Here is a 23,946-nt window from a genome sequence, read left to right on the forward strand (position 1 = left end):
AGCCACCCCTTCGGAAAGTGCCAGAGATGCCCATTCGCCTGTCCCGCGCTCACGCCGATTTCGACACCCAGTTTCGGCAGTTTCTCGCCGCCAAGCGCGAGACCTCCGCCGACGTCGAAGCCGCCGCCCGCGCCATTGTCGACGACGTCGCCAGGCGCGGCGATGCGGCGCTGCTCGAGGCGACAGCCAAGTTCGACCGGCTGGAGCTGACCGCCGCCACGCTGCGCGTCACGCCCGCCGAGATCGAGGCGGCGGTGAAGGCCTGCGACCCGGCAACCGTCGATGCGCTGAAATTCGCGCGCGACCGCATCGAAGCCTTCCACCTGAAGCAGCTGCCCCAGGACCAGCGCTTCACCGATGCCGCCGGCGTCGAGCTCGGCTGGCGCTGGAGCGCGATCGAATCCGCCGGTCTTTACGTCCCCGGCGGCACCGCGGCGTATCCGTCCTCGGTGCTGATGAACGCCATTCCCGCCAAGGTCGCCGGCGTCGGCCGGCTGGTGATGGTGGTGCCGGCGCCGGACGGCAGGCTCAACCCGCTGGTGCTGGCGGCCGCGCATCTCGGCGGCGTCTCCGAGATCTACCGCGTCGGTGGCGCCCAGGCGGTGGCGGCGCTCGCGCATGGCACCGCGACGATCGCCCCCGTCGCCAAGATCGTCGGCCCCGGCAATGCCTATGTCGCCGCCGCCAAGCGGCTGGTGTTCGGCAAGGTCGGCATCGACATGATCGCCGGCCCGTCCGAGGTGCTGGTGATCGCCGATGACAGCGGCAATGCCGACTGGATCGCCGCCGATTTGCTCGCCCAGGCCGAGCACGATGCCAGCGCGCAATCGATTTTGATCACCGACAGCCGCCGCCTCGCCGACGACGTCGCTCGCGCCGTCGAGGGCCAGCTCAAGACCTTGCCGCGCGCCGCGATCGCCGGCGCGTCCTGGGCCGATTTCGGCGCCATCATCGAGGTCGACCATCTCGACCAGGCGGTGCCGCTGGCGGACGCCATCGCCGCCGAGCATCTCGAGATCATGACCGCCGATCCCGATGCGTTCGCGGCCAAGGTCCGCAATGCCGGCGCCATCTTCCTCGGCGCGCACACGCCGGAGGCGATCGGCGACTATGTCGGCGGCTCCAATCACGTGCTGCCCACCGCGCGCTCGGCGCGGTTCTCCTCCGGGCTCGGCGTGCTCGACTTCATGAAGCGCACGTCGCTGTTGAAATGCGGCCCGGAGCAGTTGCGCGCGCTGGGGCCAGCGGCGATGACTCTGGGCAAGGCCGAGGGTCTCGACGCCCATTCACGCTCCGTGGGAATACGCCTCAATCTGCCATGACCCAGCACCCGCCAGGCGACGACCGGACCAATCGCATCGTGGCGGTGACGCTCGACGAGGAGTCGATCGGCCGCTCCGGTCCGGACATCGAGCATGAGCGGGCGATCGCGATCTACGACCTCGTCGAGGAGAACCTGTTCGCGCCCGAGGGCGCCGACGGCGCCGGTCCCTTCACCTTGCATCTTGGCATCACCGCCAACCGGCTGATGTTCGACATCCGCCGCGAGGACGGCACCCCCGTCGTCACGCATCTCTTGTCGCTGTCGCCGTTCCGGCGGATCGTGAAGGACTATTTCATGATCTGCGACAGCTACTACCAGGCGATCCGCACCGCGACGCCCGACAAGATCGAGGCGATCGACATGGGCCGCCGCGGCATCCATGACGAGGGCTCGCGCACCCTGCAGGAGCGGCTCAAGGGCAAGGTGCGGGTCGATTTCGAGACCTCGCGCCGGCTGTTCACCTTGATCACGGTGCTGCACTGGAAGGGCGAGGGCCAGTGACGCCGCGCGCCCGTCTCGCGTCCCAGCTTCCGGCCAAGGGCGCCTAGCCGCATGGCCGAGGGGCCGCCGCGCGCGCGCCAGCCGCAGGCGGTGCTGTTCGCCTGCGGGCAGAACAGCGTGCGCTCGCCGATGGCCGAGAGCCTGCTGCGGCAGATGTTTCCGCACGCGCTCTATGTCCGCTCCGCCGGCGTCAAGAAGGGCGAGCTCGACCCGTTCGCCGTCTCCGTGATGGCCGAGCTCGGCCAGGACATCTCGCAGCACAAGCCCACCACCTTCGAGGAGCTCGAGGACTGGGAGGGCCTGAACTTCGACCTCATCATCACGCTCTCTCCGGAAGCGCACCACAAGGCCCTCGAGCTGACCCGCACCATCGCCGCCGACGTCGAATATTGGCCGACGCCCGATCCCACCACGACCGACGGCAATCGCGAGCAGAAGCTGTCGGCCTATCGCGAGGTCCTCGACGGCCTGTTCACGCGCATCCGCAAGCGCTTCGCCAAGCCCGGTCCGGCAGGTCTGTAGTTCCAAGTTCCCCCGCAAGGTGTCATCGAACCGAAATACCAACGTCGTCCGCCGCTCAAACTGAGCCCGTAGAGCAGGCTGTCGCAGCCTTGTCGCAGTCTCCGGGTTGTGGAATGGCACCCCTTCCGATAGGTTCCGCGCGCCCGCCCCGCCGTTTCCGAATCCCTCAGCGAAATCAGCATGCTCGGCCGTCCCAAAATCGTTCTTGCATCCGGCTCGCCGAGGCGTCTGGCGCTGCTCAACCAGGCCGGCATCGAGCCCGACGCGCTGCGCCCGGCCGATGTCGACGAGACGCCGAAGCGCGGCGAGCTGCCGCGCGCCTGCGCCAACCGCCTCGCGCGCGCCAAGGCCGATGCGGCGCTGAAATCCGTGCAGCTCGATGACGAGCTGCGCGGGTCCTTCATCATCTCCGCCGACACGGTGGTCGCGGTCGGCCGCCGCATCCTGCCCAAGGCCAATCTGGTCGACGAGGCCTCGCAGTGCCTGCGCCTGCTGTCGGGCCGCAACCACCGCGTCTACACCGCGATCACCCTGGTGACGCCGAAGGAGGCGTTCCGCCAGCGTCTGGTCGAGACCCGCGTCCGCTTCAAGCGGCTCAGCGAGGACGACATCCAGGCCTATATCGGCTCCGGCGAATGGCGCGGCAAGGCCGGCGGCTACGCCGTCCAGGGCATCGCCGGCTCGTTCGTGGTCAAGATGGTCGGCTCCTACACCAACGTCGTCGGCCTGCCGCTGTACGAGACCACGACCCTGCTCGCCGGCGAGGGCTTTCCGATCCGCTTCGGGTGGCTGAACACCGTCGGGGTGTAATCGCCCGACGGGGATGCATCCGGCGGCCTCGTCGCCTAAATAGCGGCCATGTCCGACGAATCGCCTCAACCGAACACCGCCGCCGCGGCCAAACCCATCCGCCGCTGCCCGATCTGCAACCGCCCCGCCGCGGACGCCTCGCGCCCGTTCTGCTCGTCGCGCTGCCGCGACGTCGACCTCAATCGCTGGCTCAGCGGCTCCTATGTCATCCCGGCCACCGAAGGCGACGAGGATGACGTCGAATAAACCAATGTTTTCATGTCCTTGCGCCGATGGCGCTAGCTCGCCGGGCGGTGTTTCGGCAACAGCTGCGCAGCTGCAAAAGGAATGTGAAAACTTCCGCGAACAGCGGTAGACAGCGCCGCCCGGTCTGACTATAAACCGCCGGCTTGCCGGGCTTTTTTGGCCCGAAAGAGACCTGCCCAGGTAGCTCAGTTGGTAGAGCATGCGACTGAAAATCGCAGTGTCGGTGGTTCGATTCCGCCCCTGGGCACCACGCTTCGCCCTGCGGGCTACGCGTGGCGCAGCCGAGCCGTAGCCCGTCGGGCGAAGCGTGCCCGGCGTAGCGTCTTCGCGAAGCCGGGCGTTTGAGCCCCCCAAGTGTCAGCTTCAGCCGCGCTCTTTAATCTCCGATCAACCCTGTCAAACAGCCTGCCGCTCGCCGCAGCTCACGCTCATGCGCCCGCAACCTCGCGGCTGGATCAGCCCGAGCTCTGCTGCAGATGGCGTCCTCATCAGAAGAGAGGGCGCAGGGAAGGCCGAGTGCCGACTGGCACCCGCGGCCCCCGTGCGAAACAGAGTGCACGGGGCAGGAACCACAGGCTCAGCCGGAAACAACCGGCCTTCCCTGCGCGATGGTTTGAACGGCTGCTCCGCGCTCTCCCAGGGGACCGGGCTTGCTTGCCCCCGTCATCGGCATCGTCGCCGATCAAGACACCAGCGTCGGGGTGTCGGGACCACACGGCTTGACCGTCCGCGACACGACGTTCGTCCGCACCCCCAATGAGATGCTGCGTCGCCCCGCGGCCACCGCTCCCCGCCGCAACGTCCCGTGACGATCGCGATACGCCCCTCTCAGTGCGGGCGGGATGGCGAGAATAAAACCACTGATTTGGGGACGGTGTCAATAAAAATTCTGGTATTCAGAATATCGAGTTGCGGGCGGCTGGGGACCGACCAAATCGGGGAATTGCGGCTACAGCGCTGCCACCGCAAAATTCACATCACTTGCGAAGATGCCGTGGAGTTGGCCAGGACTATGATCAATCGTCGTATGCGGGAGCCACCGGCCTCATTAAGGCCGGAATCGGCTCTTCTTCCTTTTCTTCAGCCGCGCGTAGAGGTCCGGCAGTTCGACCGGCGGACGGTTCTTCCCGCCTAGCTTCAACCATTTCTTGTAGTGGGCATCGAGCGCCTTCTTGGAAATGTGCATCATGTAGCCTACAGCGAGTGTGCTCTTGCCCTGATCGAATAAGCGGTATGCGATTTCGATGCCGCGGGCATTCAGCGTGCCGTTAGCCCGCTCATTTGCTGGATGGTACGGCCATAGTTCCTCAGGCAAATCGTCGGGCAGTTTAAGTTCCTCTACTAGCTTGCCAAGCTTTAGTTTGCGCCCTTCTTGCTGCGAGTAGATTTTCTTCTTGAGGACCTTGAGCTCACGCTCGTAGGTCTGTTCAGCGGAACGGAACCAGAGCTCACTCATCGAGAGCTCTAGTACGAAGTCGCGGCGCATCGCCGTATCAGGCAGGAAGCGGCGATAGAACTTCACGCGCTCTAACATTTCATAATCGTATTTTGGTGGAGAAATCTCTTTTATCCCCCGTATGAAGGCCGACCGACTCACATCGAAGGTCATCTTTTCCAGCTCGTGCGCAATGTTATTCCGATAGTTGACTATGCTGATGATTTCATCCCGCTGATGGTCAGTAATGTAGCCCTCCTTGGCGAGCCGTTCGACAACGGCGCGGTAATGTGGCGGACCTTTTGGAAACCACTTACTTTTGTCGTCGCGCCAGCGATCAGTTGCCTTGGCAGTGCCTACCAAGAATTGCTTGAGGCCTTCGGCATAGAAGAGCGTGAGCATCATTTCGAATGCGCGGTATTTGAGAATGTTGCGCTCAAGTGCCGGTAGCCTACTTCCCTCGGGATGACGATGGCGCGACACAATCTGCTCCGTTGCTTCCTAAAAATGCGTGCTCGCTGGATGTTTCATCCAGTCCACAATGAAAGAGTAGGCCTTGCTGATTGGGGTTGCGATTGTGTTGCATGAAAAGTCCTCTTGCTGTTGCCTGCGACGTCGCTGAATACTCTCGGGCCGATCAAACTGAGTTGCTCCTGCAGACCAGGCGGGAGATCTTGTTCCCCGCCAAATCATATGCGGGGCTTCAGGCGACTGTGTTCTAGCGTCTAGTAGATAAGTGTCGCCATTCTAGACGATCGGCAGCTGCTGTCAGATCGAAGGGACAGCTAGATGTCCAATAAGCGCGGCTATCGAAAAAGCCATAGGGTCATGGCTATGATAACAACGGCGGCAAAGATGCCCAACGGACCACGAGCGTCAAAATCGAAGCCGGGGCCCTTGAAGCGAAGTTGTTGGTTTGACATATGCGCAGCTCTCCATTGAGGAAACTTAAGAGCTGTCTTTCGGGGCGACTTAAGTATCTGTCCTACTTTTTTATTGGTTGGCAAGGGGCTCTGAATGAGAACAATCGAATTTTTGTCAAGCGCTTACTCGAATATGCGAGCGTGCATTTTCCGGTCGACATTGATGTAGATCCAGCTCTGCATCTTGGCTCGGCCAATTTTACGTGCAGCTTTACATGTAAACCCTGTGCACATTGGCAAGTGCCGTATCTTGAGCTGATTCGCTCTAGGAGACTGTAAAAAGCGGGTGCCAAGTATCTGCAGCCTGCCGGTGGCTCCATCTCGGAAGTTGCGCTATTTCAACGCCGTGGCTGATCTCTGCGACTTGCGACTGCCGCCCGGCAATCGTCTGTAGGCTCTGACGGGAGATCGCCAGGGGCAGCATCCGGTCCGGATCAACGATCTCATCCGGGTCTGTTTCATATGGGTGGCGGACGGCCCGACAACTTCGAGATCGTGGACTATCATTGAAAGGCGCTGCGATGACCAAGAAGCTGAAGCCGATGCATCCCGGTGAAGTCCTGCGCGAGGAGTTTCTCACTCCGCTCGGAATGTCCGCCGGCGCGCTCGCCAAAGTGTGCGGCCTACCACGGACACGGATCGAGCGGATCGCCAGCGAGCAGACCGGTATCACCGCCGTCACCGCGCTCCGGCTCGCCAAGGCGCTCGACACGACGCCGGAGCTCTGGCTCAACCTGCAGACGGACTACGACGTCCAGATCGCAAAGCGCAGCCTCGGCAAGACGCTCGACCGGATCGAGACGGTGAACAAGCCGCGAGCGGCGTGACCGGCGGCTGGCGTCGAGCAGGTCGGCTGCAGCAGTGTTGTGCACCGTCACCGTAATCTCGATTGGATGCCCGGAGTGCTGAATGATTCTCAACACGATGAATCTGATGGCTTGGCGGGCGCGAAACTTCGCGCAATGATATCGATCTTCGGCGGCGGCGACAGCACGGTTGGGCGCGGACGAAGGGGCCCCGTTCCGACGATCTTTTGCGATGACCTGCTCCTCGAGGCCCAGGAGCCAAACACCAAGTGAGGCCCGTGAAGGTCAAATTGCACGCACCCATGCCGTTCGTCGGTGCCGTAATAGCCATTATCATGGGTGGGCATGGTGTCTACAGCCTCAGCCAGTGGTACTCTACCGGAGCGCTCTGGGGGAATTTTCGTAGCAGAGGCGAGCCCAATCATTATCAGCTGATTACCTTTGGCGACCATCCGTTCAACTTTGCCGGCTTGTTCGGGCTTCATCTGCTGTTCATCCTGATAGGCTGCTTGGGATTCGTTTTCATCGCGAGAGAGATGCGGGCTTGGCTTGAGCGGCGCAAATCCGGCAGATAGGGGGGCGATCGTCGCCTTCAAGAATTGCGGTGACTGCACTGCCCCCTAACTTGCGCAGCAACCGTAAGTCCGTGCCAGCAACAGCCCGGATCCAATGTCGATGTGACCTCTCTCACAGCCCGCCACGCCATGGTACGTCAATATCGTCCCATGTGGTCCTGACACGCCGAACAAGGGAGCTGATGACATGCACAAGGGTGACTTCGCCAAGGGATCTGCGGTCGTCCTGGTGGTGACCGTCGCGGGATATCTGTCGACGATTTATGTCGACCACCGGTTTGCGGCGCGCGAGTCCGCGTCGCATGCGACGGCGAGCCCGCCGCCGGCAGCGTCCGCCTGCGTCGGCGACGATGGGCGGTGGCACAATTGGCCGTGGGCGAATGTGCCGATGCTTTCGCCGAAGTGCCGGAGTGGCGGCTAGGACGTGATGTGTTTCCACGAAATCGTATCAAAGCAGCCTCGCGCATTGTTTATTGCAGCGGCGCTGACTGGAAGGTCAACTGCGCGGCCACCTTTCCCCTCGAGGGTAGGGTCATCGCAGATGGCGATCGTAGTTCTGTGCCCGTCTCTCTCCACGTCGTCATGGCCGGGCTTGTCCCGGCCATCCACGTCGGTCCGCACGCTGAGAACGACGTGGATGCCCGGGCCTTCGCCGCGCCGAAGCGGCTTCGGACGCGCAGGCGGGCCGAGCCCGGGCATGACGGAGTAACTCATGTGCAGGATCGCTCGTCGCGACGGGCCCCGGTCGAGCCGAGAGCCTACGCCGCCTGCACCTCTTGTGCAGGGACGGCGTCGGCGCGCTTGGTGTTGATCAGGGTCAGCAGCCGCGCGGTGGCGCGGGCGTCGCACAAGGCGCGGTGGTGGTCCTCGAGCGCAATGTCGTAGATCGCGCAGAGTTGGCCGAGGCCGTAGGATTTGTGCCCGGGATATCCTCGCCGCATGCCCGTGCAGGTACACAGTTTCGGGAAGCGGAAGCGTCGCGCCAGCCGTTCGTATTCGGACGACAGGAAACCGTAGTCGAAGTTCACGTTGTGCGCGACGAAGATGCCGTCCTCCATGAACGCCATGAAGCTGTCGGCGATCTCGTGGAAGGCCGGCGCGTCGCGCACCATCTGGTTGGTGATGCCGGTCAGCTCGACGATCTTCGCCGGAATCGGCCGCTGCGGATTGATCAGCGCGTGCCACTCCGCGATCGGCTGGTGGTTGCGGACCTTCACGGCCCCGATCTCGGTGATGCGATCGCCGGCCGACCACGATCCCGTCGTCTCGATGTCGACGACGACATAGATCTGGTCGGGGTCGAAGCGGTAGTCGACGCGGCCGATTTCGGCCGGGATGCCCGCGTTATTCAGCTGGCGCAGCCGGGTCAGCTGATTGCGGCGGATGGCGTCGCCCTCGGCCTTGACCTCGACGAAGGAAAGCCTGCCGTCCCGCACCTGCAGCAGGTCGGGAAAGCCGTCGCGCATGCCGCGGAAGTCCTCGCACATCGCCCTGACGATGTCGGCGAGGCCATCGGCGTGGGCGCGTTCGAGCACGGCGCGCAGCGCATCCACCTGCACGCGCTCCCAGGCGAACAGGCCGTTGGGCCGTCCCCATCTCGCGGCGATGGTGCGCAGGATCAGCGGCAGTGCGGTCCTCGCCCTGATCTGCGCGAGCTTGCCGTCGATCTGCGCGGCGAAGCGGCGATGAAAGGTCCGGTCGCGCAGACACTGCGGCACCCAGTCGAAGCCGCTGTGGAGCTGGCCGGACTCGAACAGCTCGTCCCAGAACAACAGCCCGAACAAGGCGAGCCAGAGCGAGTTCTCGGTGACGTAGACCTCGCCGCCCTGGCGCCGCAGCACGCCGGCGACGCCGGCTTCGGGATGGCCGCGATGCAGGTCGTCGACGACGATCGTCCGCCCCGCGCGCAGCAGGGCCGTGCACAGGCCGGTGCGCTGTCCGCCGAACTTGCGGGCGTAGAAATCCGTCGCAAAGAGATGCTCGTGGTCGCTCTCGGGATCGTCGATCATGTCCCGCAGCAAGACCTCGGCCGCCTCCTTGTCGCCCCGCGCGTAGAGCAGGCGGACGAGGCGTTCGCGGCAATCGGCCGAGCCGCCGTCCCTGTAGAGCCGTTCGGCGAGTTCCTCCTCGCCCTGCTTCTCGAAGAACTGTCCGACCTCGCAGGCGGCGTGCGCCGCGAGGTCGGCGGCGTAGTCGGTGGTTCGCGGCGGGCCGTCGAGGATCGCCGCGGCCGTCTGCCGGTCGATCGCGGCGGAGCGCAGCGCGATCCGGTCCAGCACCTGGCTGTAGTGAAAGCAGGCATGCGCCTCGTCGGCGTCGGCGAAGCGCGCGCTGAAGGAGGTCTCCTTGTTGGTGCGCAGCACGCCGAGATCGCGCAGCGCAAAATTCTTCAGATTGTCGGCCGTCTTGCCGAAGTAGAGATACAGCAGGAATTCGATCGGGCGCGTGTTGTCCAGCGCGACGAAGCTCGCGGCGCCGCAATGCCGCGCGGCGGCCTCGAAGGGAATGGTCGACAGGAAGAACTCGGCCAGCGCCGGCTTCGACCAGGAGGCGCGGACCTCACGGCCGAACCCGGCCGCACGCGCGCCGTCGAGCAGGGCGGTCTTCGGCTGGCAGAGCACGAAGGCGGCATAGTCCTCGGACCGGAGGTTCCGGGCATGCCCGCAACCCATCAGCTCGCGGATCGCGGCCGGGAGATCGGCGATCTCCGGATATTTGAACAGCGCGCGATTGAAGATCGGTCCGTGCCGGTTGACCATCCTGATCAGCAGGCACTGCGCGTCCTTGGACAGGCGGCGAAAGCGCGCGGTGAACGCGCGATCATCGTCGCCGAGAATGTCGCCATAGGTCGTCTCGACGAACCCGAGCATTTCGACGAAGTGGTCGAGATAGTAATAGACCGGCAGCGTGGCAGGTTTCATGTGACGAGCCGGGATCCCATGCGTCTGGCTGACGACCGCGCCTGACGATCAGGCGAACGGGGCGATCGTTCGTTTTTTGTTCTGATCGGCGCATTTGTCAAGATCGACGGATGAAGGGGCCGGGCGACAGCGATGGCGCGGCACGGGTTCCGGCGCCGTCATGACATGATGTCGAACAGCTGATCTCGCCGCTTCAGTGGGCGTCGACGAGGGGACTCGTCGAAGCCGCGAGCCTGCTCGGCTCGGGCGCCGCGACAGCATCGCCGGCGAGGGCGAGCGACAGCGCCGTGGGCGCGACGTCGAGGACGTCGATGTTCTCCAGCGCCTGCCGCAGTCCCGTGTGTGCGCGCACGCGCGCGAGAACCGCCGCCGAGACCTCGATCGCGGCGGCTTCGATGGCGTGCCCTTGCAGCGACAGCGCCGGTCCGAGCGGGCGCACCGGGCAGCCATGGGCCGCAATGACGGTCTGGAACACCCAGGGCGGCATCACGCCGAGATAGGACGTGATGCCGTGGGCGACGCCGAATTCCTGGCAGGCCTGGATGAGCTGACCGATCACGCGGCGTCGCCCGCCGGCGCCCAACGCGCGATCGCAGCCGAATCGCGACGCCTCCCACACCTGATCGGCGTGCGGCAGCAGGCCATCCACCAGATCGGGCCACAGCGACTCGACCATGTAGGGGCGTGTCGTCGGAATCAGTCGCGCGGTGCCGAGCGCCTGATCGCGCTCGTCGACGACGACGATGTAGGTGGCCGCCGGCGTGTCGAACTCATCGTACTCCATGCGCTGATAGTGCGGCACGGACCATCCCTGGCGCTCGACGAACATCCTGTATCGCAGCCGATGGTGCGAGATCCACGCCTCGCCATGTTGATGGACGTTGTCCCACCTGACTGCAACGGTACGCATGAGCATCTTCCAATGGGCGACATGATAGGAAGGCGCAGACTAATCGGCTCGGCGCAAGCGCTGCAGCTACCCAGTCGAGTAGCGCGATGATCGAGCGAGCGCTGTGGCGCGGCTCCTCTCAGAAAAGCGGTCTCTGTCGAGCCGCGCCTCAATATCACCTATAATTCGACGCAATTCTGGGTTGTAATGTTGTGGAGTTCTTGGCTTTTGCAAGGCTCCCATGAGGGCCGTGGGAGCGGTCGGCGTGAATCGCCGAGGCCCCTGATCCGCGGGCGATGTGGACGAAGAGCCGACACGTCCAACTACGCCGTTCCGTACGTCACGCATGCCGGAAATGCTTTGTACATAGAGGCGAGCGCCTGAGAATGCTTGTTTAGCAGGCACTTCGCTGAGTCCCGCAGTCGGCATGCTCGTTCGTGCGGCCGGTCCTGGAGGATGGCAATGCTCATGACATGACGCAGCGTCCATATGATGAATCGAATGTGATCGTCATTTGCACGACGGACTGTACAATGATACAATCTACCTCAGGTTGGGATGAAGTTCGGACAAACAAGCGCCTGTTTTCAGCCTCGACAGAGGCGGGCGAGGGGGCACGAGCGGGCCGTCGGCGACCGGAAGGTCGCGGCGGAGTCGTTTTCACGATCAAGATCACGATCACACCGGGCCGGAAGTGCCGGACGTCTGCGCAGCTTTGTCTGCCGTGAGGTGGCTATGGACCTCTTCTGCTTCATCGATTGTGCCAACCGCACGCAGTCGCTGCCCGACCTGTTCGAGCTTCTCGTCGGTGCTGCGGCCGAGGAAGGTTTCGGCCAGGTGGCTTACGGCGCCTTGAACTACGTCGAAGCGATGCGGCTGCCCGATCACCCGATGCCGGCGATTGCGCTCAACTTTCCGTCCGCTTGGCGGAAGCATTATTTCGAGCGCAAGTATCACGAGATCGATCCGGTGGTCAGGCGCACCGCCTTTCACAGCAGGCCCTTCATGTGGGATCATCTGCTCAAGCAGGACCGGCTGCAGGTCGGCGAGCGCCGGGTCATCCATGAAAGCCGCGAGGCCGGCCTCAAGCACGGGATGAGCGTGCCGCTGTTCGGGCCGTCGGGGCGCATCTCGGTGCTGTCTTTTGCATCTCACTTCGACGACGCCGACCCCGGCCGGCGTCTCCATCATCTTCATGCCCTGGCGTGTCAGTTCCATGTCGCGTTCGGCGAGCTGGCGAGGCCTGCGACGAGCCACGAGATGATCGAGCTTTCGGAGCGCGAACGCGAATGCCTGCGGTGGACCGCGGAGGGCAAGTCCTCCTGGGATATCGGGATCATTCTCAAGATCAGCGAGAACACCATCAACTTCCACATCAAGAAAGCCATGAGGAAGCTCGGCACGACCAGCCGGACGGTCGCCGTGGTCAAGGCGATCAGGCTGGGTCTGATCGAGATTCCGGGCCTGTCCGGCTCGGTGATGTCGATGTGGCTCGACCCCACGGACTGAGCCGGTCGCGACGCCCTGATTGGCGGGAGCGCTCGGCCCATAACGTCGGAGAATAGGTCTCCTCGATTTCGGACTTTGACAGCGGTGCGGGACTCTTTCAGCCTGATGCCCGGGTAACGGGCGAGGCATCGGGATGAAGCATCTCCATATCGTGGCGTTCTGCATCGCTGTACTGGCGCTGACCGCCGGCGGCGTGTCGGCGGCCGAGGTGCCGGCGGGAGCCACCCTGCAGATGGGGGCCGGCGGATCGGACATCACCACGCTCGATCCCCATCGTGCGACGACCAGCACGGACAAGCCGCTGATCGGCCTGATGTTCAACGGCCTCGTCCGCTTCAGGCCGGGAAGTGCCGATTTCAAGGATCTCGAGCCGGACCTCGCCGAGCGCTGGGAAACGTCGGCGGACGGACGAAGCTGGACCTTCTTCCTGCGCAAGGACGTCAAGTTTCACGGCAATTGGGGACGCCTCACCGCGGACGATGTGGTCTATTCACTGACGCGCGCCGCCGATCCCAGCCGTTCGAGCTTCGCTGCGGACTTCGCCGCGGTCGAGAGCATCGCCAAGATCGACGACGGTGCGGTGCGGGTCACCCTGAAATATCCGGACCCGAACTTTCTCGGCCGCCTGTCCAACTATCACGGCGGCAACATCGTCAGCAAAAAGGCGGTCGAGGAGCTCGGCGACAAGTTCGGCTCCAATCCGGTCGGCACGGGGCCCTTCGCGTTTGCCGAGCACGAGACGCAGCGGCACGTGAAGCTGGTCGCGAACGAGAGCTACTTCCGCGGCCGGCCGCAGATCGGCGCCATCATGTACCGGACGATTCCTTCCGACAGCGCGCGCGAGCTCGCTTTTGCGTCGGGAGAGCTCGACCTCGTTCAGGGCCGCCGCGAGCAGCGCTGGGTCGATACGACCCGCCAGCGCGGCAACATGGTCGTCGATATCTTCCGCCCGGGAGAATTCCGGACCCTTCACATCAACGCCAGCATTCCGCCGCTCGACAATCTCAAGGTGAGGCAGGCGATCGCCGCCGCGGTCAATGTCGACGATCTCGTGCAGTTCGTCGGCAAGTCCGTCAGCCAGAAGGGCTGCTCGGTCGTGCCCCCCGGCTATATCGGAGAGGACTGCTCGCCGGGAGCCTATGGCTACGATCCCGTGAAGGCCAAGGCGCTTCTGGCCGAAGCCGGTTATGCCGACGGCATCACGCTCAAGGTCGTGGTCTCCAACATCTCGGCGATCCTGCCGACGATGGAAATCATTCAGCGCCAGCTTGCCAAGGCCGGAATCAAGCTGGACATGAGCGTCGTCGATCATGCGACGTATCAGAGCCAGATTCGCGGCAATGCCAGCGCGCTTGTGTTCTATGGCGCCGCCCGGTTTCCCGTCGCGGACACGTATCTGACGGAATTCTATCACTCGCGCTCGATCGTCGGAAAGCCGACCGCGGTGGCCAATTTCTCGCATTGCGATGTCGCCGACGACGACATCCAGGCGGCGCGCGTCGAAGGCCGTGCCGAGCGGCAGCAGGAGCTGTGGAAGGACGCCCAGCGCAAGATCCATGACGCCGTCTGCTCGGTTCCGCTGTTCGAGCTTCAGCAGGTCTGGGGACACAGCAAGCGCGTCAACTATGGTTACGAGCTCAAGGGCGCGATGAACCTGGCGCCGCTGATCACCGAGGCGACGACGCTCACGCCGCGCTGAGCGACTCCTGGGACAGGCGCGCAGCCGTGGTCCGCGCCTGCTGAAGAAAGGCATCGACCAGGCCGGCATTGCGGCTGTCGCGCATTCGGCAAAGCTGGAAATCGTAGGACAAGGCTGGTTCGAAGCGGCGGATGGACAGCCGGTCCTGCAGCCCGCTGAACATCAAGGGATGGACCAGCGACACGCCAAGGCCGGCCGCGACGAATTCGCAAAGGGTCGGCGAGACGTTGGCGACGAGCACGGTCTTGGGCCTGACATTGTAGGCATCGAACATCGTCGCGATGCACTGGCCGGCCTGGCTCTCGGGATCGAACGATACGAACGGAACGTTGTCGAGATCATCCGGCTCCACGACGTTCTTCGCGGCGAGCGGATGATCCGTCGGCATGATGCAGACGAGCGGTTGCTGCGTCAGCGGTTCGGCGATGACATAGGGGTTGTCGATCCGCGAACTGACAAGCCCGACGTCGAGCTTGCGCGTGACCAGCCAGTCCACGATCCATTCCGAGCTGCGCGACTTGACCGAGCAGAACACGTTGGGATGCTGCTGCAGGAAGCCCATCGTCGCCTGCTGAATGAAGGAGCGCGACAACGCCGGCATGACGCCGACGAGAAGCTGACCCTGCTCCTCGCGGCGAATCGCCTCCACCGCGTTCTCGACCTGGCGAACGCCCGCGAAGATGCGATCGATCTCCTTGTAGAGCCGCATGCCGCGCTCCGTCGGAGCAAGCCGGCCTTTGACGCGATCGAACAGATTGAGCCCCGTATCCTCCTCGAGATGCGCGATCAGTTTGCTCATCGCCGGCTGGGAGATGTTGAGGATCAAAGCGGCCCGGCTGATCGAGCCGCTCTCGATCACCGCCTTGAACGCCTCCACCTGTCGGAGATTGATCTGACGAGCCATCCCATAACCCTGAAGAATACAGCCACAGATTTTCGACTTTGACCAAATATCTCTTTTTGTCGTCATATTGGGCAAGAGGAAATCTGATGCATCCCGACATCATCGTTATCGGAGCTGGAACGGTCGGCGCGGCCATCGCCTACGGCCTTGCGCGACGACAGCAGCGCGTGCTCGTGCTCGACGGCGACGATCGCGACCACCGCGCGGCGCGGGCCAATTTCGGCCTTGTTTGGCTGCAGGGCAAAGGCCAGAACATGCCGGCCTATCAGCAGCTCTCGCGCCGGAGCGTGGACATGTGGTCCGACTTCGCGTCGGAGCTCACGGGCGTCGCCGGCATGGATTTGCAATATGAGCAGAACGGCGGATTGGCGTTCTGCCTTGGGGAGGACGCATTCGAGAAGCGTCGCCTCGACCTTCAGCGCTTGCACAATCAGCTCGGCGGAGCGGATGCGGATTGGCGAATGCTCGATCGCACCGAATTGGGCAAGCTGCTTCCGAACGTTCGGTTGGGGCCCGACCTGGCGGGGGCGAGCTTCGGCGAACGCGACGGGCATGCCAATCCGCTCCAGCTGCTTGCGGCGCTTCATGCCGGAATTTTGCGCCTGGGCGGGGAGCTGCGCCAGGCCGCTGCGGTGCGCCAGATCATTCCGAGCGAGGCGGGTTTCACGGTGGCATTCGGAACCGAGACCGTCAGCGCGCCGCGCCTGCTGATCGCGGCCGGCCTCGGATCTCAAGCGCTGGCGCGGCAGGTCGGGCTCGACATCCCGCTGCGGCCGCAGCGCGGGCAGATCCTGGTGACCGAGCGGCTCGAACCGTTTCTGCCGTTGCCGACGAGCGGCTTGCGTCAGACGAGGGAAGGCACCGTGATGATCGGTGCCACGCATGAGGAGGCGGGGTTCGACAGCTCGGCGACCGCGACCGCCGCGGCCGATCTCAGCCGGCGGACGGTTCGCATCGTGCCGGCTCTCAGGGAAGCGACGTTGGTCCGTCAGTGGGCCGGCTTGCGCATCATGACTCCCGATGGCTGCCCGGTCTATGCACAGTCAGCCAGGCATCGCGGAGCCTTCGTCGCGCTGTGTCACTCGGGCGTGACGCTCGCGGCGCTGCATGCCAGCGTCCTCGCTGATGCGATTGCAGCCGGGCAATTGCCGGGCTCGCTGGATATCTTCCACCAAAGGCGTTTCGATGTTCAGAAAGCTGCATGAGCCCGCCGAGACCGTCACCATCCAGGTCGACGGCGAGCCTCTGACGGCGGAGCCCGGCGAAAGCGTCGCCGCCGTCCTGCTGCGCCAAGCGGTCGTCTGGTCACGTGCGACGCCGGTCAAGAGTAACAGGCGAGCACCCTATTGCATGATCGGCGTCTGTTTCGATTGTCTTGCGCAGGTGGACGGCATCGCCTCCGTGCAGACCTGCATGACTCCGGTCCGGGACGGCATGACGGTTCAGCGCCAGCGGGGCAAACGGTGCCTGCCGTCATGACGAGTACTGACCTTCTCATCGTGGGGGCCGGCCCCGCCGGCATGACGGCCGCGATCACGGCCCGCCGGCATGGACTCGACGTTCTGGTCGTCGATGATCAGGTGTCCCCGGGCGGGCAGATCTGGCGCGCGGTCGAAACCGTGCCGGCGCCCAGGGGAGATATTCTCGGACGCACCTATCTGAGCGGACGGGCAACCACTGACGCGTTCCGCGCCAGCGGCGCGCGTTACATGCCTCGAACCCAGCTATGGCAGATCGAATCCGGCTTCCGCGCCTTCGTGACCCATGATGGCAAAGCCGAGACCATCAAGGCACGCGCCATCATCCTTGCGACGGGCGCCCAGGAACGGCCCGTCCCTTTCCCAGGTTGGACGCTCCCAGGCGTTCTCACCGTCGGTGCGGCTCAAGTCCTGCTGAAGACCGCGGGGCAGATTCCATCCAAGCCCGTCTGGGTCGCCGGTTGTGGTCCGCTGCCGCTTCTCTACCTGGTCCAGTTGCTCAACGCCGGAGGGCAGATCGCCGGCTATCTCGACACCACGCCGGCAGGCCGTCATTGGGCGGCTCTTCGGCATCTGCCGAATGCCTTGCGCGCCACGGGAGCGCTGCTCCAGGGCGTCGCGTGGACGTCCATGCTTCGACGGCGCCGCGTGCCCATCATCAAGCATGTCGTCGCGCTTGAGGCGCACGGGTCGGACCGCATCGCGTCGCTCAGCTATCGCACCGCCGATGGACGAGAGACGACCGTTTCCACGGACAATCTGCTGGTGCATGAAGGCGTCGTGCCGAGCGTGCACACGGCGCTCGGATTGGGCTGCGCCGTGGAATGGCGCGACGGGCAGGATTGCTATGTGCCGGTTCTCGACCCCTGGGGCGAGACGTCCAGGGCCGGCATCTTCATTGCCGGCGATGGCGCAGGCATTGCCGGGGCAAAGGCCGCGCAGCTTCGCGGTGCGCTTGCCGCGCAAAGAGTTGCGGTGGAGCTCGGATTTGCGAATGAGCAGGACGTGATGCGGGACGTCGTGCGCAGCCGGAAGATGCTGGCGCGCGAACTGGCCTTGCGGCCGTTCCTGGATGCCCTGTTCAGGCCTCGCGAGACTGTCTTCAATCCGTCCGACGAGACCGTCATATGCCGATGCGAAGAGGTGACGGCGCGGGAGATCCGGGCCATGGCGCAGATCGGCGGGGCCGGTCCGAACCAGATCAAGGCGTTCACGCGTGCGGGAATGGGGCCCTGCCAGGGGCGGCAATGCGGCTACACCGTCACGCGGCTGCTCGCCGACATTCACAAATGTCCTGCGAGCGAGATCGGCTTCTATCGCGTTCGTCCCCCGTTCAAGCCTGTGACGCTCGGAGAGCTGGCGACCCTCGATGACAAGGAGGATGCATTGTGAGCTATTCGCGTGCTTCGCGATCTGAACTTCAGCCGGGATGTTTTCGCCTTCAGTCGCGACCGATCGGGACGATCGCATGATCAACTTTGCCTTCAAGCGGCTGCTGCTGGCAATCCCGACGCTGCTCGTGATGCTCACCGCGATCTTCGTGCTGGTGCGTCTCGTTCCCGGTGACGCCGCATCCGTCATCCTGGGCGATCAGGCGACCGAAGCATCGCTTCGGGCGATGCGGGCCCGGCTCGGGCTCGATCAGCCGATCCTCACCCAGTATCTCCACTTCCTCGGAGAGGTGCTCACCGGAAATCTCGGGCAGTCCCTGAGCAGCGGCCGAACCGTCGTGCAGGAGGTGCTCTTGGTGCTGCCCTCGACCATCCAGCTCACATTGGCCGCCATCCTGATCGGACTCGTGCTCGGTCTCCCGCTGGGAATCCTGGCGGCGCTCGGCCGCAACAGCTGGATCGACTACGTGTCACGGCTCGTCTCGTTGCTCGGACTTTCCTTCCCGGCATTTGTGTCGGGCATTCTGCTGCTCATCGTCTTCGCGATCCACCTGGGCTGGTTTCCGGTTCTCACGTCGGACAGCTCCGATCCCCTCGACCGGCTGCGAAGCCTGGCCTTGCCCGCGCTGAATCTCGGGCTGATCCTGATGGCCTATGTGGTGCGCGTCACGCGGTCATCCATGCTCGGCGTGCTCGGCGAGGACTACATCCGCACGGCGCGCGCGAAGGGCGTCACGCCGGTTCGCCTCGTCCTGCGGCACGCTCTGCGCAACGGCCTCATTCCGGTGGTGACCGTCGTTGGTCTCTATTTCGGGACACTGATCGGAAACTCCGTGCTCACGGAGATCATCTTCAACCGGCCTGGGCTCGGGAAGCTGATCTTCGGCGCGCTCAATTCCCGCGACTACACGCTGCTCGAGGGATTGATGATCATCTTCGCGATTTGCGTCATCGTCGTGAACACGCTGACGGACATTACCTATGGGCTGATCGATCCGCGGGTGAAATACAAATGACGATCGAGATCGCGACCGTTGGTGTGTCGCAGCCCAGCCGGCTGTGGCTGGTGTTTTCCAGGAATCCCCTGTTCTGGCTGGGCGCTCTGCTCCTGGCGTTCATCGTGGCGGTCGCGGTGTTCGCGCCGCTGATCGCGCCGCACGATCCGCTGGAACAGAACATCGTCGCACGGCTCGAACCACCGTCCCGGGAGTTCCTGCTCGGCACGGACAATTACGGCCGCGATGTCCTGTCGCGCCTGATCTATGGAGCTCGCATATCCCTGATGGTCGGCTTCGTCGCGATCCTGATTGCGATGACGATCGGCTGCACCATCGGGATCGTCGCGGGCTATGCCGGGGGCTTGCTGGATCAGTTCGTGATGGGCGTCCTCGACGTCATGCTCTCCTTTCCGGCTCTGCTGCTCGGATTGATGATCGCGGCAATGCTCGGCGCGAGTCTGCAGAACCTCATCATCGCAATCGCCATCACGGAAATCGCGCCGTTCGCACGCGTTGCCCGCGCGCCGACGATTGCCTTGAAGCAGCAGGATTTCGTGATGGCCGGCCGGGCGCTCGGCTTCAGCCCGGTCCGGATCATGGGCGTCCATATTCTGCCTAACCTGATCTCGGATGTCGTGGTGATGAGTTCGCTGTGGATGGCGTCGGCGATCCGCACCGAGGCGTCCCTGAGCTTCATCGGTCTCGGCGTTCCGCCGCCGACGCCGACCTGGGGCAGCATGATCCGCGAAGGATTCGACAACATCCTCGACGCATGGTGGCTCGCGGTGTTTCCAAGCCTCGCGATCCTGCTGACCGTGCTTGCACTGAACCTGCTGGGCGACGCCCTGCGGGACGCCATCGATCCGAAGCTGAGGGCTGAGTAGCGACATGACATCCTTTCCGAGGCCGGCTCTCGACTTGCGCAACCTGCGGACCGAATTCCGGATCGGCGACCATTGGTATCCGGCCGTGCGCAATCTCTCGCTCGCGCTGATGCCGAACGAGACGCTGGCCGTGGTGGGCGAATCCGGCAGTGGCAAGAGCGTCACCGCGCTCTCGATCCTGCGCTTGCTTCCGCAGGCCGGGGCCCGCATCCAGGGCGGGGAAGTGCTGTTCGAGGGGCAGGATCTGGTGACCTTGTCCGAGCGGGACATGAGCACCATTCGCGGCAATTCGATCGCCATGATCTTCCAGGAGCCGATGACGAGCCTCAATCCGACGATGACGGTCGGCGACCAGATCGCGGAGGCGATCCTCATTCATCGCGGGGGCTCGCGCATCCAGGCCAAGGCCGAGGCGCTCCGGTTGTTGACGGAGGTCAAGATTCCCTCGCCGAAGAGCCGGCTCGACGAGTATCCGCATCAGTTTTCGGGCGGGATGCGCCAGCGCGTCATGATCGCCATGGCCCTCGCGTGCCATCCGAAGGTTCTCCTGGCCGACGAGCCGACCACGGCGCTGGACGTGACGATCCAGGCGCAGGTGCTGAGCCAGCTCGAAGAGCTGAAGCAGGCCTATGGCATGTCGATGCTGTTCATCACGCACAATCTTGGCGTGGTTGCACAGATCGCCGACCGGGTGGCGGTGATGTATGCAGGAGAGGTCGTGGAGCTTGCGAGTGTCGATGCGCTGTTCGCAAAGCCGATGCACCCCTATACGGCGGCGCTGCTGCGGGCGATGCCTCGAGCCGATCGGGCCAATGAAACGCTCGAGCCGATTCCCGGCAGTGTTCCCGCTCTGTCAGCCGTGCCGACAGGCTGCGCCTACGCGCCACGCTGCCCCTACAAGGATCGCAGTTGTACCGAGTTGCATCCGGAACTCGTGTCATCTGGTGATCCCGGACATCTGGTGCGCTGTCCCGTCAGACCGGCTGGAGGACTCCACTGATGACGACGTCTCTCGGCGACGGCGAATTCGTCGTACGCAACCTCTCCAAGAGTTTCGTGAGACACGGACGTTCGGGCGCCAACAATGTCCGGGCGGTCGATGACGTGTCCTTCCGCATCCCGAAGGGAACGTCCCTTGGACTCGTGGGAGAGTCCGGTTGTGGCAAGTCCACGGTCGCTCGCGCCATCCTTCGTCTCATCGAGCCCGATCGAGGATCCATCCTCTTCGACGGCATCGATGTGCGGGCCGCGAAGGGCGCCGCCTTGCGCGCGTTGCGGCGCCGGATGCAGATCGTGTTTCAGGATCCCTATTCGTCGCTCAACCCGCGCCGGACAATTCGGCAGACCCTGGAAGAGCCCCTCCGCGTTCATCTGCGCAGCTCATCCAAGGAGATCCGGGAGAAGGCGGAAGCGGCCATGGTCGAGGTCGGCCTGCCGCGCGACGCATTGGAGCGCTACCCGCACGAGTTCTCAGGCGGCCAGCGGCAACGAATCGGCATTGCGAGGGCGCTGGTCCTGGATCCCGAACTGGTGGTCGCCGACGAAGCGGTTTCAGCGCTCGACGTTTCGGTCCAGGCTCAAATTCTCCGGTTGCTGGAGGGGCTTCGCGAGCGTCGCGGCCTGTCCTTCCTGTTCGTTTCGCATGATCTCGGCGTGGTCCGTCATTTCTGCGACCGGGTCTGCGTGATGTATCTCGGCCGTATCGTCGAAGAGGGGCCGACGGTGGATGTTCTCGATCGTCCGCTGCATCCCTATACGAAGCTTCTGCGCGACAGCTATCCGATCCCGGACCCCAAGACGCGCCGGCCTCTGGTCCAGATCGTGGGAGAGGTGCCGTCTGCAACCAATCCGCCTCCGGGCTGCGGCTTCCATCCGCGTTGCCCGAGAGCGGAGGGGCCGTGTCGCGCCGAACCGCCACAACTGGAAACGTCGGGCGGCGACCGCGCCAGCGCCTGCTACTTCCCGGAAACGAGCGACGTCGCCTGGGGCAGCCTGCGCATCGGAGCGCGATGACCGAAGCCGGAGCTTCCTGGCAGGTCCGCGCGCGGGCGCCTCGGCTTCATCCCATGCGGTCGTCGCAGCTTCGCGTGCTCCTGACCAGTTCGGGGCGTGGAACGTAAGTGGTCGGCCCGTCCGGCGCGAAGTCGAGCGAATAGCCCAGTCCTCGGACCGTGCGGATGTAGTTCGGCTCGCCGCGTTCACAAAGAGCCTTGCGGATGCGGCTGATGTGCACATCGATCGAGCGCACGGCGTTTTCCTGGGTATGCGCCCGTATGCTGGATAGAATCTGCTCGCGCGAGAACACCTTTCGGGGGCTTTCGAGGAGGTGTTGCAGGATCCGATACTCGACAGGGCAGAGGCGAATGCAGCGGCCGCCTCGGGACACGCGATGCGCCTCGGACTCCATGACGATATCGGCAAACCGAAGCACCTTCGGACCGGGGCTGGCCGATGCGCGCAGCAGACCACGCAGCCGGTCGATGAAAATGTCCGGGAGAAACGGCTTCAAGATGTAGCTCGTCCGATCTGCATGGATGCATTCGTCCTCGAAACGAGGTGGAGCGCTCGCCATGATCAGCGTCGGGACGTGTTGCGTTGCCGGAGTCCGCTGCAACTGTTCGAGAGCGCCGGCGAGCCGGTCTCCGCACGCCATGTCGTCCAGGGCGATCACGCCGGGACGCGCGACCGTCGCGGCCGCGATCGCATCTGCCAAAGTGCCGATCAGCAGGCAGTCGAAGCCGTTGCTGTCGAGGATGTATTTCAGGAGGCTCGTGAAACTCTTGTCGCCGACCAGCAGGATGCGCGGTCTTGCGGGCATCGATGCGGACGGGGCTTCTTTGTCTGTCGCAGATGCATGGACCGGCATCTCGGCTTTGCCTGCGCCGGCGCGGTATTCGTCGGCCAGCTCGCTGTCATCGGCTAGGGCTGCTCTGTGCGACATTCCCGTCTCCATCGCTTGTCCGCTGGCGAGACCGAGTAGAGCAGCTTCCGGTAAGCATGGCAGCTACCAGACCGGATAGGGGATCGCGAGCCGCGCGCCTCTACCAGGGTTGGTAGTGGAAAGGGGAGTCTGGTCGCCCTAGCTTCGTACAGCAGGCTCTCCGTGCCGCAACCGTTCGCAATTCATCGATGCTTGGCGCTTCGGTCGAAGGACCCATGGTATGATTGTCGGGGAGGCACGAATGGCAGGCCGCATCGGCGTCATGCAGGGCGACCTCATGGAGCCCGCCGACAAACGGCGACGAGGTTTTCTCAGCGACCGTTGGCGCGAGGAATTCCGGCTTGCCCAGGAAGCTGGCTTCGCGCTGATGGAGTGGAGGATCGGTGAAGAACCGATCCTGATGAATCCCCTGATGTCGCCGATTGGACGCGAGCAACTGCGACAACTGAGCCGCGACTACGGCATCTGCATTCCGTCGTTGTCCGCTGATTTCATCTCGCAAGCGCCATTCTACGGGGTCACTGGCCGCGAGCATCGGGCGCGTCTCGATCTGCTCGGCGCCGTGATCGAGGCATGCGCCGAGATCGACATCACGAGCCTCGTGGTACCGCTCCCGCGTGGCCGGAATGAGCTGTCCTCGCGGGACGTGATGGCGTTCCGGTCCGGACTCGATCGGCTCTTGCCACTGCTCGAGGCTTGTGGCGTCGTCCTCTCGCTCGATGCCGATCTTGATCCGCAGTCACTGGCATCGCTCATTGCGCCATATCCCGCGGACCGGCTCGGCGTCACCTACACCATCGGGTGTCAATCACCGCTCAGCGCGGCCGCCGATGAGGTGTTTGCCGCTTACGGCGATCGGATCGTGAATGTCCACCTCGAGGGGTGGACTCGACACGTCGAGCGCGCTTCGCCTTGTCGTCAGCAAACCCACTTGGCCGACGCGCGCCATCGCCTGAGGCGCGCCGGCTATCGCGGCGATTTCATTCTTCAATCGCCATCCGGCAATTGTCGCGCGGCGGTGCTGGCCCAGTACGGCGCCATGGCGGCCACATGGTGGAGCGTCGGTGGGGCGGATCATCTCAGTCTCGCTCCAGGGATGACGGACGTGTCCGAGAGCCTGCAGGAACTGGCTCATACTCAATGACTGCTGGGCGACAGCCCTGCGAGGCAAACTCCCCGCATTGTTTGAT

General features: G+C 64.0%; 23 protein-coding genes and 1 tRNA gene. 19 read left to right on the forward strand and 5 right to left on the reverse strand.

The window, feature by feature from the left end; translation table 11 throughout:
- Window positions 1-26 precede the first annotated feature (26 nt).
- From hisD to ACQR1L_RS20335, 6 genes are all read left to right on the forward strand, one after another.
- On the forward strand, window positions 27-1,322 hold the full coding sequence (gene hisD, locus ACQR1L_RS20310; protein WP_434859696.1) for a histidinol dehydrogenase: 1,296 nt from the start codon (window positions 27-29) through the stop codon (window positions 1,320-1,322).
- On the forward strand, window positions 1,319-1,825 hold the full coding sequence (locus ACQR1L_RS20315; RefSeq protein WP_015663966.1) for a UPF0262 family protein: 507 nt from the start codon (window positions 1,319-1,321) through the stop codon (window positions 1,823-1,825). Before hisD ends, ACQR1L_RS20315 begins: the two co-directional genes overlap by 4 nt.
- 51 nt (window positions 1,826-1,876) lie before the next feature.
- On the forward strand, window positions 1,877-2,347 hold the full coding sequence (locus ACQR1L_RS20320; RefSeq protein ID WP_434859697.1) for a low molecular weight phosphatase family protein: 471 nt from the start codon (window positions 1,877-1,879) through the stop codon (window positions 2,345-2,347).
- A 180-nt stretch (window positions 2,348-2,527) separates the two neighbouring features.
- Entirely contained in the window at window positions 2,528-3,157 is a 630-nt protein-coding gene (locus tag ACQR1L_RS20325) for a Maf-like protein (RefSeq protein WP_008962300.1), read from the forward strand.
- Window positions 3,158-3,205: 48 nt separating this feature from the next.
- Window positions 3,206-3,403, forward strand: coding sequence for a DNA gyrase inhibitor YacG (yacG, locus tag ACQR1L_RS20330; protein WP_434859698.1), 198 nt, complete (start codon window positions 3,206-3,208; stop codon window positions 3,401-3,403).
- A gap of 174 nt (window positions 3,404-3,577) precedes the next feature.
- Window positions 3,578-3,653, forward strand: a tRNA-Phe gene (locus ACQR1L_RS20335).
- A 798-nt stretch (window positions 3,654-4,451) separates the two neighbouring features.
- Here ACQR1L_RS20335 and ACQR1L_RS20340 read toward each other — a convergent pair.
- A complete protein-coding gene (locus tag ACQR1L_RS20340) occupies window positions 4,452-5,321 on the reverse strand; it encodes a hypothetical protein (RefSeq protein ID WP_434859699.1) in 870 nt (289 codons plus the stop codon).
- Window positions 5,322-6,282: 961 nt separating this feature from the next.
- Between ACQR1L_RS20340 and ACQR1L_RS20345 the strand changes: the two genes are divergently transcribed.
- The 3 genes from ACQR1L_RS20345 (at window position 6,283) to ACQR1L_RS20355 (ending at window position 7,563) form a co-directional block, all read left to right on the forward strand.
- Window positions 6,283-6,588 carry a HigA family addiction module antitoxin gene (locus ACQR1L_RS20345; protein WP_434859700.1) on the forward strand — a complete coding sequence of 102 codons (306 nt, stop codon included), beginning with the start codon at window positions 6,283-6,285 and terminating at the stop codon, window positions 6,586-6,588.
- A gap of 257 nt (window positions 6,589-6,845) precedes the next feature.
- Window positions 6,846-7,142, forward strand: coding sequence for a hypothetical protein (locus ACQR1L_RS20350; protein WP_434859701.1), 297 nt, complete (start codon window positions 6,846-6,848; stop codon window positions 7,140-7,142).
- A gap of 187 nt (window positions 7,143-7,329) precedes the next feature.
- Entirely contained in the window at window positions 7,330-7,563 is a 234-nt protein-coding gene (locus ACQR1L_RS20355) for a hypothetical protein (RefSeq protein ID WP_434859702.1), read from the forward strand.
- A 337-nt stretch (window positions 7,564-7,900) separates the two neighbouring features.
- Here ACQR1L_RS20355 and ACQR1L_RS20360 read toward each other — a convergent pair whose 3' ends face one another.
- Window positions 7,901-10,063 carry an exonuclease domain-containing protein gene (locus ACQR1L_RS20360; RefSeq protein ID WP_434859703.1) on the reverse strand — a complete coding sequence of 721 codons (2,163 nt, stop codon included), beginning with the start codon at window positions 10,061-10,063 and terminating at the stop codon, window positions 7,901-7,903.
- Between the two features lie 193 nt (window positions 10,064-10,256).
- Window positions 10,257-10,973 carry an acyl-homoserine-lactone synthase gene (locus ACQR1L_RS20365; RefSeq protein ID WP_434859704.1) on the reverse strand — a complete coding sequence of 239 codons (717 nt, stop codon included), beginning with the start codon at window positions 10,971-10,973 and terminating at the stop codon, window positions 10,257-10,259.
- 537 nt (window positions 10,974-11,510) lie between these two features.
- Between ACQR1L_RS20365 and ACQR1L_RS20370 the strand changes: the two genes are divergently transcribed.
- On the forward strand, window positions 11,511-12,461 hold the full coding sequence (locus tag ACQR1L_RS20370) for a helix-turn-helix transcriptional regulator (protein WP_434859705.1): 951 nt from the start codon (window positions 11,511-11,513) through the stop codon (window positions 12,459-12,461).
- A gap of 133 nt (window positions 12,462-12,594) precedes the next feature.
- Entirely contained in the window at window positions 12,595-14,160 is a 1,566-nt protein-coding gene (locus ACQR1L_RS20375) for an ABC transporter substrate-binding protein (RefSeq protein WP_434859706.1), read from the forward strand.
- Here the strand turns inward: ACQR1L_RS20375 and ACQR1L_RS20380 are convergent.
- Window positions 14,147-15,064, reverse strand: coding sequence for a LysR substrate-binding domain-containing protein (locus tag ACQR1L_RS20380; RefSeq protein WP_434859707.1), 918 nt, complete (start codon window positions 15,062-15,064; stop codon window positions 14,147-14,149). The genes ACQR1L_RS20375 and ACQR1L_RS20380 overlap by 14 nt on opposite strands.
- Window positions 15,065-15,150: 86 nt before the next feature.
- Here ACQR1L_RS20380 and ACQR1L_RS20385 point away from each other — a divergent pair, with 86 nt between their 5' ends.
- From ACQR1L_RS20385 to ACQR1L_RS20415, 7 genes are all read left to right on the forward strand, one after another.
- Complete coding sequence (locus tag ACQR1L_RS20385) at window positions 15,151-16,269, forward strand: NAD(P)/FAD-dependent oxidoreductase (RefSeq protein ID WP_434859708.1); 1,119 nt, start codon at window positions 15,151-15,153, stop codon at window positions 16,267-16,269.
- Window positions 16,250-16,543: a (2Fe-2S)-binding protein gene (locus ACQR1L_RS20390; RefSeq protein ID WP_434859709.1), complete on the forward strand. Its 294-nt coding sequence runs from the start codon at window positions 16,250-16,252 to the stop codon at window positions 16,541-16,543. The genes ACQR1L_RS20385 and ACQR1L_RS20390 overlap by 20 nt, the downstream gene beginning before the upstream one ends.
- Window positions 16,540-17,934 carry an FAD-dependent oxidoreductase gene (locus ACQR1L_RS20395; RefSeq protein WP_434859888.1) on the forward strand — a complete coding sequence of 465 codons (1,395 nt, stop codon included), beginning with the start codon at window positions 16,540-16,542 and terminating at the stop codon, window positions 17,932-17,934. Before ACQR1L_RS20390 ends, ACQR1L_RS20395 begins: the two co-directional genes overlap by 4 nt.
- 76 nt (window positions 17,935-18,010) lie before the next feature.
- Window positions 18,011-18,949 (forward strand): ABC transporter permease, encoded by a 939-nt coding sequence (locus ACQR1L_RS20400; protein WP_434859710.1) that lies wholly within the window; start codon window positions 18,011-18,013, stop codon window positions 18,947-18,949.
- Entirely contained in the window at window positions 18,946-19,815 is an 870-nt protein-coding gene (locus ACQR1L_RS20405; RefSeq protein WP_434859711.1) for an ABC transporter permease, read from the forward strand. The genes ACQR1L_RS20400 and ACQR1L_RS20405 overlap by 4 nt, the downstream gene beginning before the upstream one ends.
- A gap of 4 nt (window positions 19,816-19,819) precedes the next feature.
- A complete protein-coding gene (locus ACQR1L_RS20410; RefSeq protein ID WP_434859712.1) occupies window positions 19,820-20,815 on the forward strand; it encodes an ABC transporter ATP-binding protein in 996 nt (331 codons plus the stop codon).
- Window positions 20,815-21,828, forward strand: coding sequence for an ABC transporter ATP-binding protein (locus ACQR1L_RS20415; protein WP_434859713.1), 1,014 nt, complete (start codon window positions 20,815-20,817; stop codon window positions 21,826-21,828). The genes ACQR1L_RS20410 and ACQR1L_RS20415 overlap by 1 nt, the downstream gene beginning before the upstream one ends.
- Before the next feature lie 46 nt (window positions 21,829-21,874).
- Here the strand turns inward: ACQR1L_RS20415 and ACQR1L_RS20420 are convergent, their stop codons facing one another.
- Window positions 21,875-22,756, reverse strand: coding sequence for a winged helix-turn-helix transcriptional regulator (locus tag ACQR1L_RS20420; RefSeq protein WP_434859714.1), 882 nt, complete (start codon window positions 22,754-22,756; stop codon window positions 21,875-21,877).
- A gap of 241 nt (window positions 22,757-22,997) precedes the next feature.
- Here ACQR1L_RS20420 and ACQR1L_RS20425 point away from each other — a divergent pair, with 241 nt between their 5' ends.
- Window positions 22,998-23,900 (forward strand): sugar phosphate isomerase/epimerase family protein, encoded by a 903-nt coding sequence (locus ACQR1L_RS20425; RefSeq protein ID WP_434859715.1) that lies wholly within the window; start codon window positions 22,998-23,000, stop codon window positions 23,898-23,900.
- Window positions 23,901-23,946 lie beyond the last annotated feature (46 nt).

This window comes from Bradyrhizobium sp. HKCCYLR20261, from assembly GCF_051168435.1.
Classification (GTDB): domain Bacteria; phylum Pseudomonadota; class Alphaproteobacteria; order Rhizobiales; family Xanthobacteraceae; genus Bradyrhizobium.

Bases quoted from the DNA above. Each gene is read 5' to 3' on its own strand.
- ACQR1L_RS20325 (WP_008962300.1), top strand. From the start codon at position 2,528: ATGCTCGGCCGTCCCAAAATCGTTCTTGCATCCGGCTCGCCGAGGCGT.
- ACQR1L_RS20420 (WP_434859714.1), bottom strand. From the start codon at position 22,756: ATGTCGCACAGAGCAGCCCTAGCCGATGACAGCGAGCTGGCCGACGAA.
- ACQR1L_RS20370 (WP_434859705.1), top strand. From the start codon at position 11,511: ATGAAGTTCGGACAAACAAGCGCCTGTTTTCAGCCTCGACAGAGGCGG.
- yacG (WP_434859698.1), top strand. From the start codon at position 3,206: ATGTCCGACGAATCGCCTCAACCGAACACCGCCGCCGCGGCCAAACCC.
- ACQR1L_RS20365 (WP_434859704.1), bottom strand. From the start codon at position 10,973: ATGCGTACCGTTGCAGTCAGGTGGGACAACGTCCATCAACATGGCGAG.
- ACQR1L_RS20360 (WP_434859703.1), bottom strand. From the start codon at position 10,063: ATGAAACCTGCCACGCTGCCGGTCTATTACTATCTCGACCACTTCGTC.
- ACQR1L_RS20410 (WP_434859712.1), top strand. From the start codon at position 19,820: ATGACATCCTTTCCGAGGCCGGCTCTCGACTTGCGCAACCTGCGGACC.
- ACQR1L_RS20380 (WP_434859707.1), bottom strand. From the start codon at position 15,064: ATGGCTCGTCAGATCAATCTCCGACAGGTGGAGGCGTTCAAGGCGGTG.
- ACQR1L_RS20385 (WP_434859708.1), top strand. From the start codon at position 15,151: ATGCATCCCGACATCATCGTTATCGGAGCTGGAACGGTCGGCGCGGCC.
- ACQR1L_RS20400 (WP_434859710.1), top strand. From the start codon at position 18,011: ATGATCAACTTTGCCTTCAAGCGGCTGCTGCTGGCAATCCCGACGCTG.
- ACQR1L_RS20320 (WP_434859697.1), top strand. From the start codon at position 1,877: ATGGCCGAGGGGCCGCCGCGCGCGCGCCAGCCGCAGGCGGTGCTGTTC.
- hisD (WP_434859696.1), top strand. From the start codon at position 27: ATGCCCATTCGCCTGTCCCGCGCTCACGCCGATTTCGACACCCAGTTT.
- ACQR1L_RS20315 (WP_015663966.1), top strand. From the start codon at position 1,319: ATGACCCAGCACCCGCCAGGCGACGACCGGACCAATCGCATCGTGGCG.
- ACQR1L_RS20375 (WP_434859706.1), top strand. From the start codon at position 12,595: ATGAAGCATCTCCATATCGTGGCGTTCTGCATCGCTGTACTGGCGCTG.
- ACQR1L_RS20355 (WP_434859702.1), top strand. From the start codon at position 7,330: ATGCACAAGGGTGACTTCGCCAAGGGATCTGCGGTCGTCCTGGTGGTG.
- ACQR1L_RS20390 (WP_434859709.1), top strand. From the start codon at position 16,250: ATGTTCAGAAAGCTGCATGAGCCCGCCGAGACCGTCACCATCCAGGTC.
- ACQR1L_RS20345 (WP_434859700.1), top strand. From the start codon at position 6,283: ATGACCAAGAAGCTGAAGCCGATGCATCCCGGTGAAGTCCTGCGCGAG.
- ACQR1L_RS20425 (WP_434859715.1), top strand. From the start codon at position 22,998: ATGGCAGGCCGCATCGGCGTCATGCAGGGCGACCTCATGGAGCCCGCC.
- ACQR1L_RS20405 (WP_434859711.1), top strand. From the start codon at position 18,946: ATGACGATCGAGATCGCGACCGTTGGTGTGTCGCAGCCCAGCCGGCTG.
- ACQR1L_RS20415 (WP_434859713.1), top strand. From the start codon at position 20,815: ATGACGACGTCTCTCGGCGACGGCGAATTCGTCGTACGCAACCTCTCC.
- ACQR1L_RS20395 (WP_434859888.1), top strand. From the start codon at position 16,540: ATGACGAGTACTGACCTTCTCATCGTGGGGGCCGGCCCCGCCGGCATG.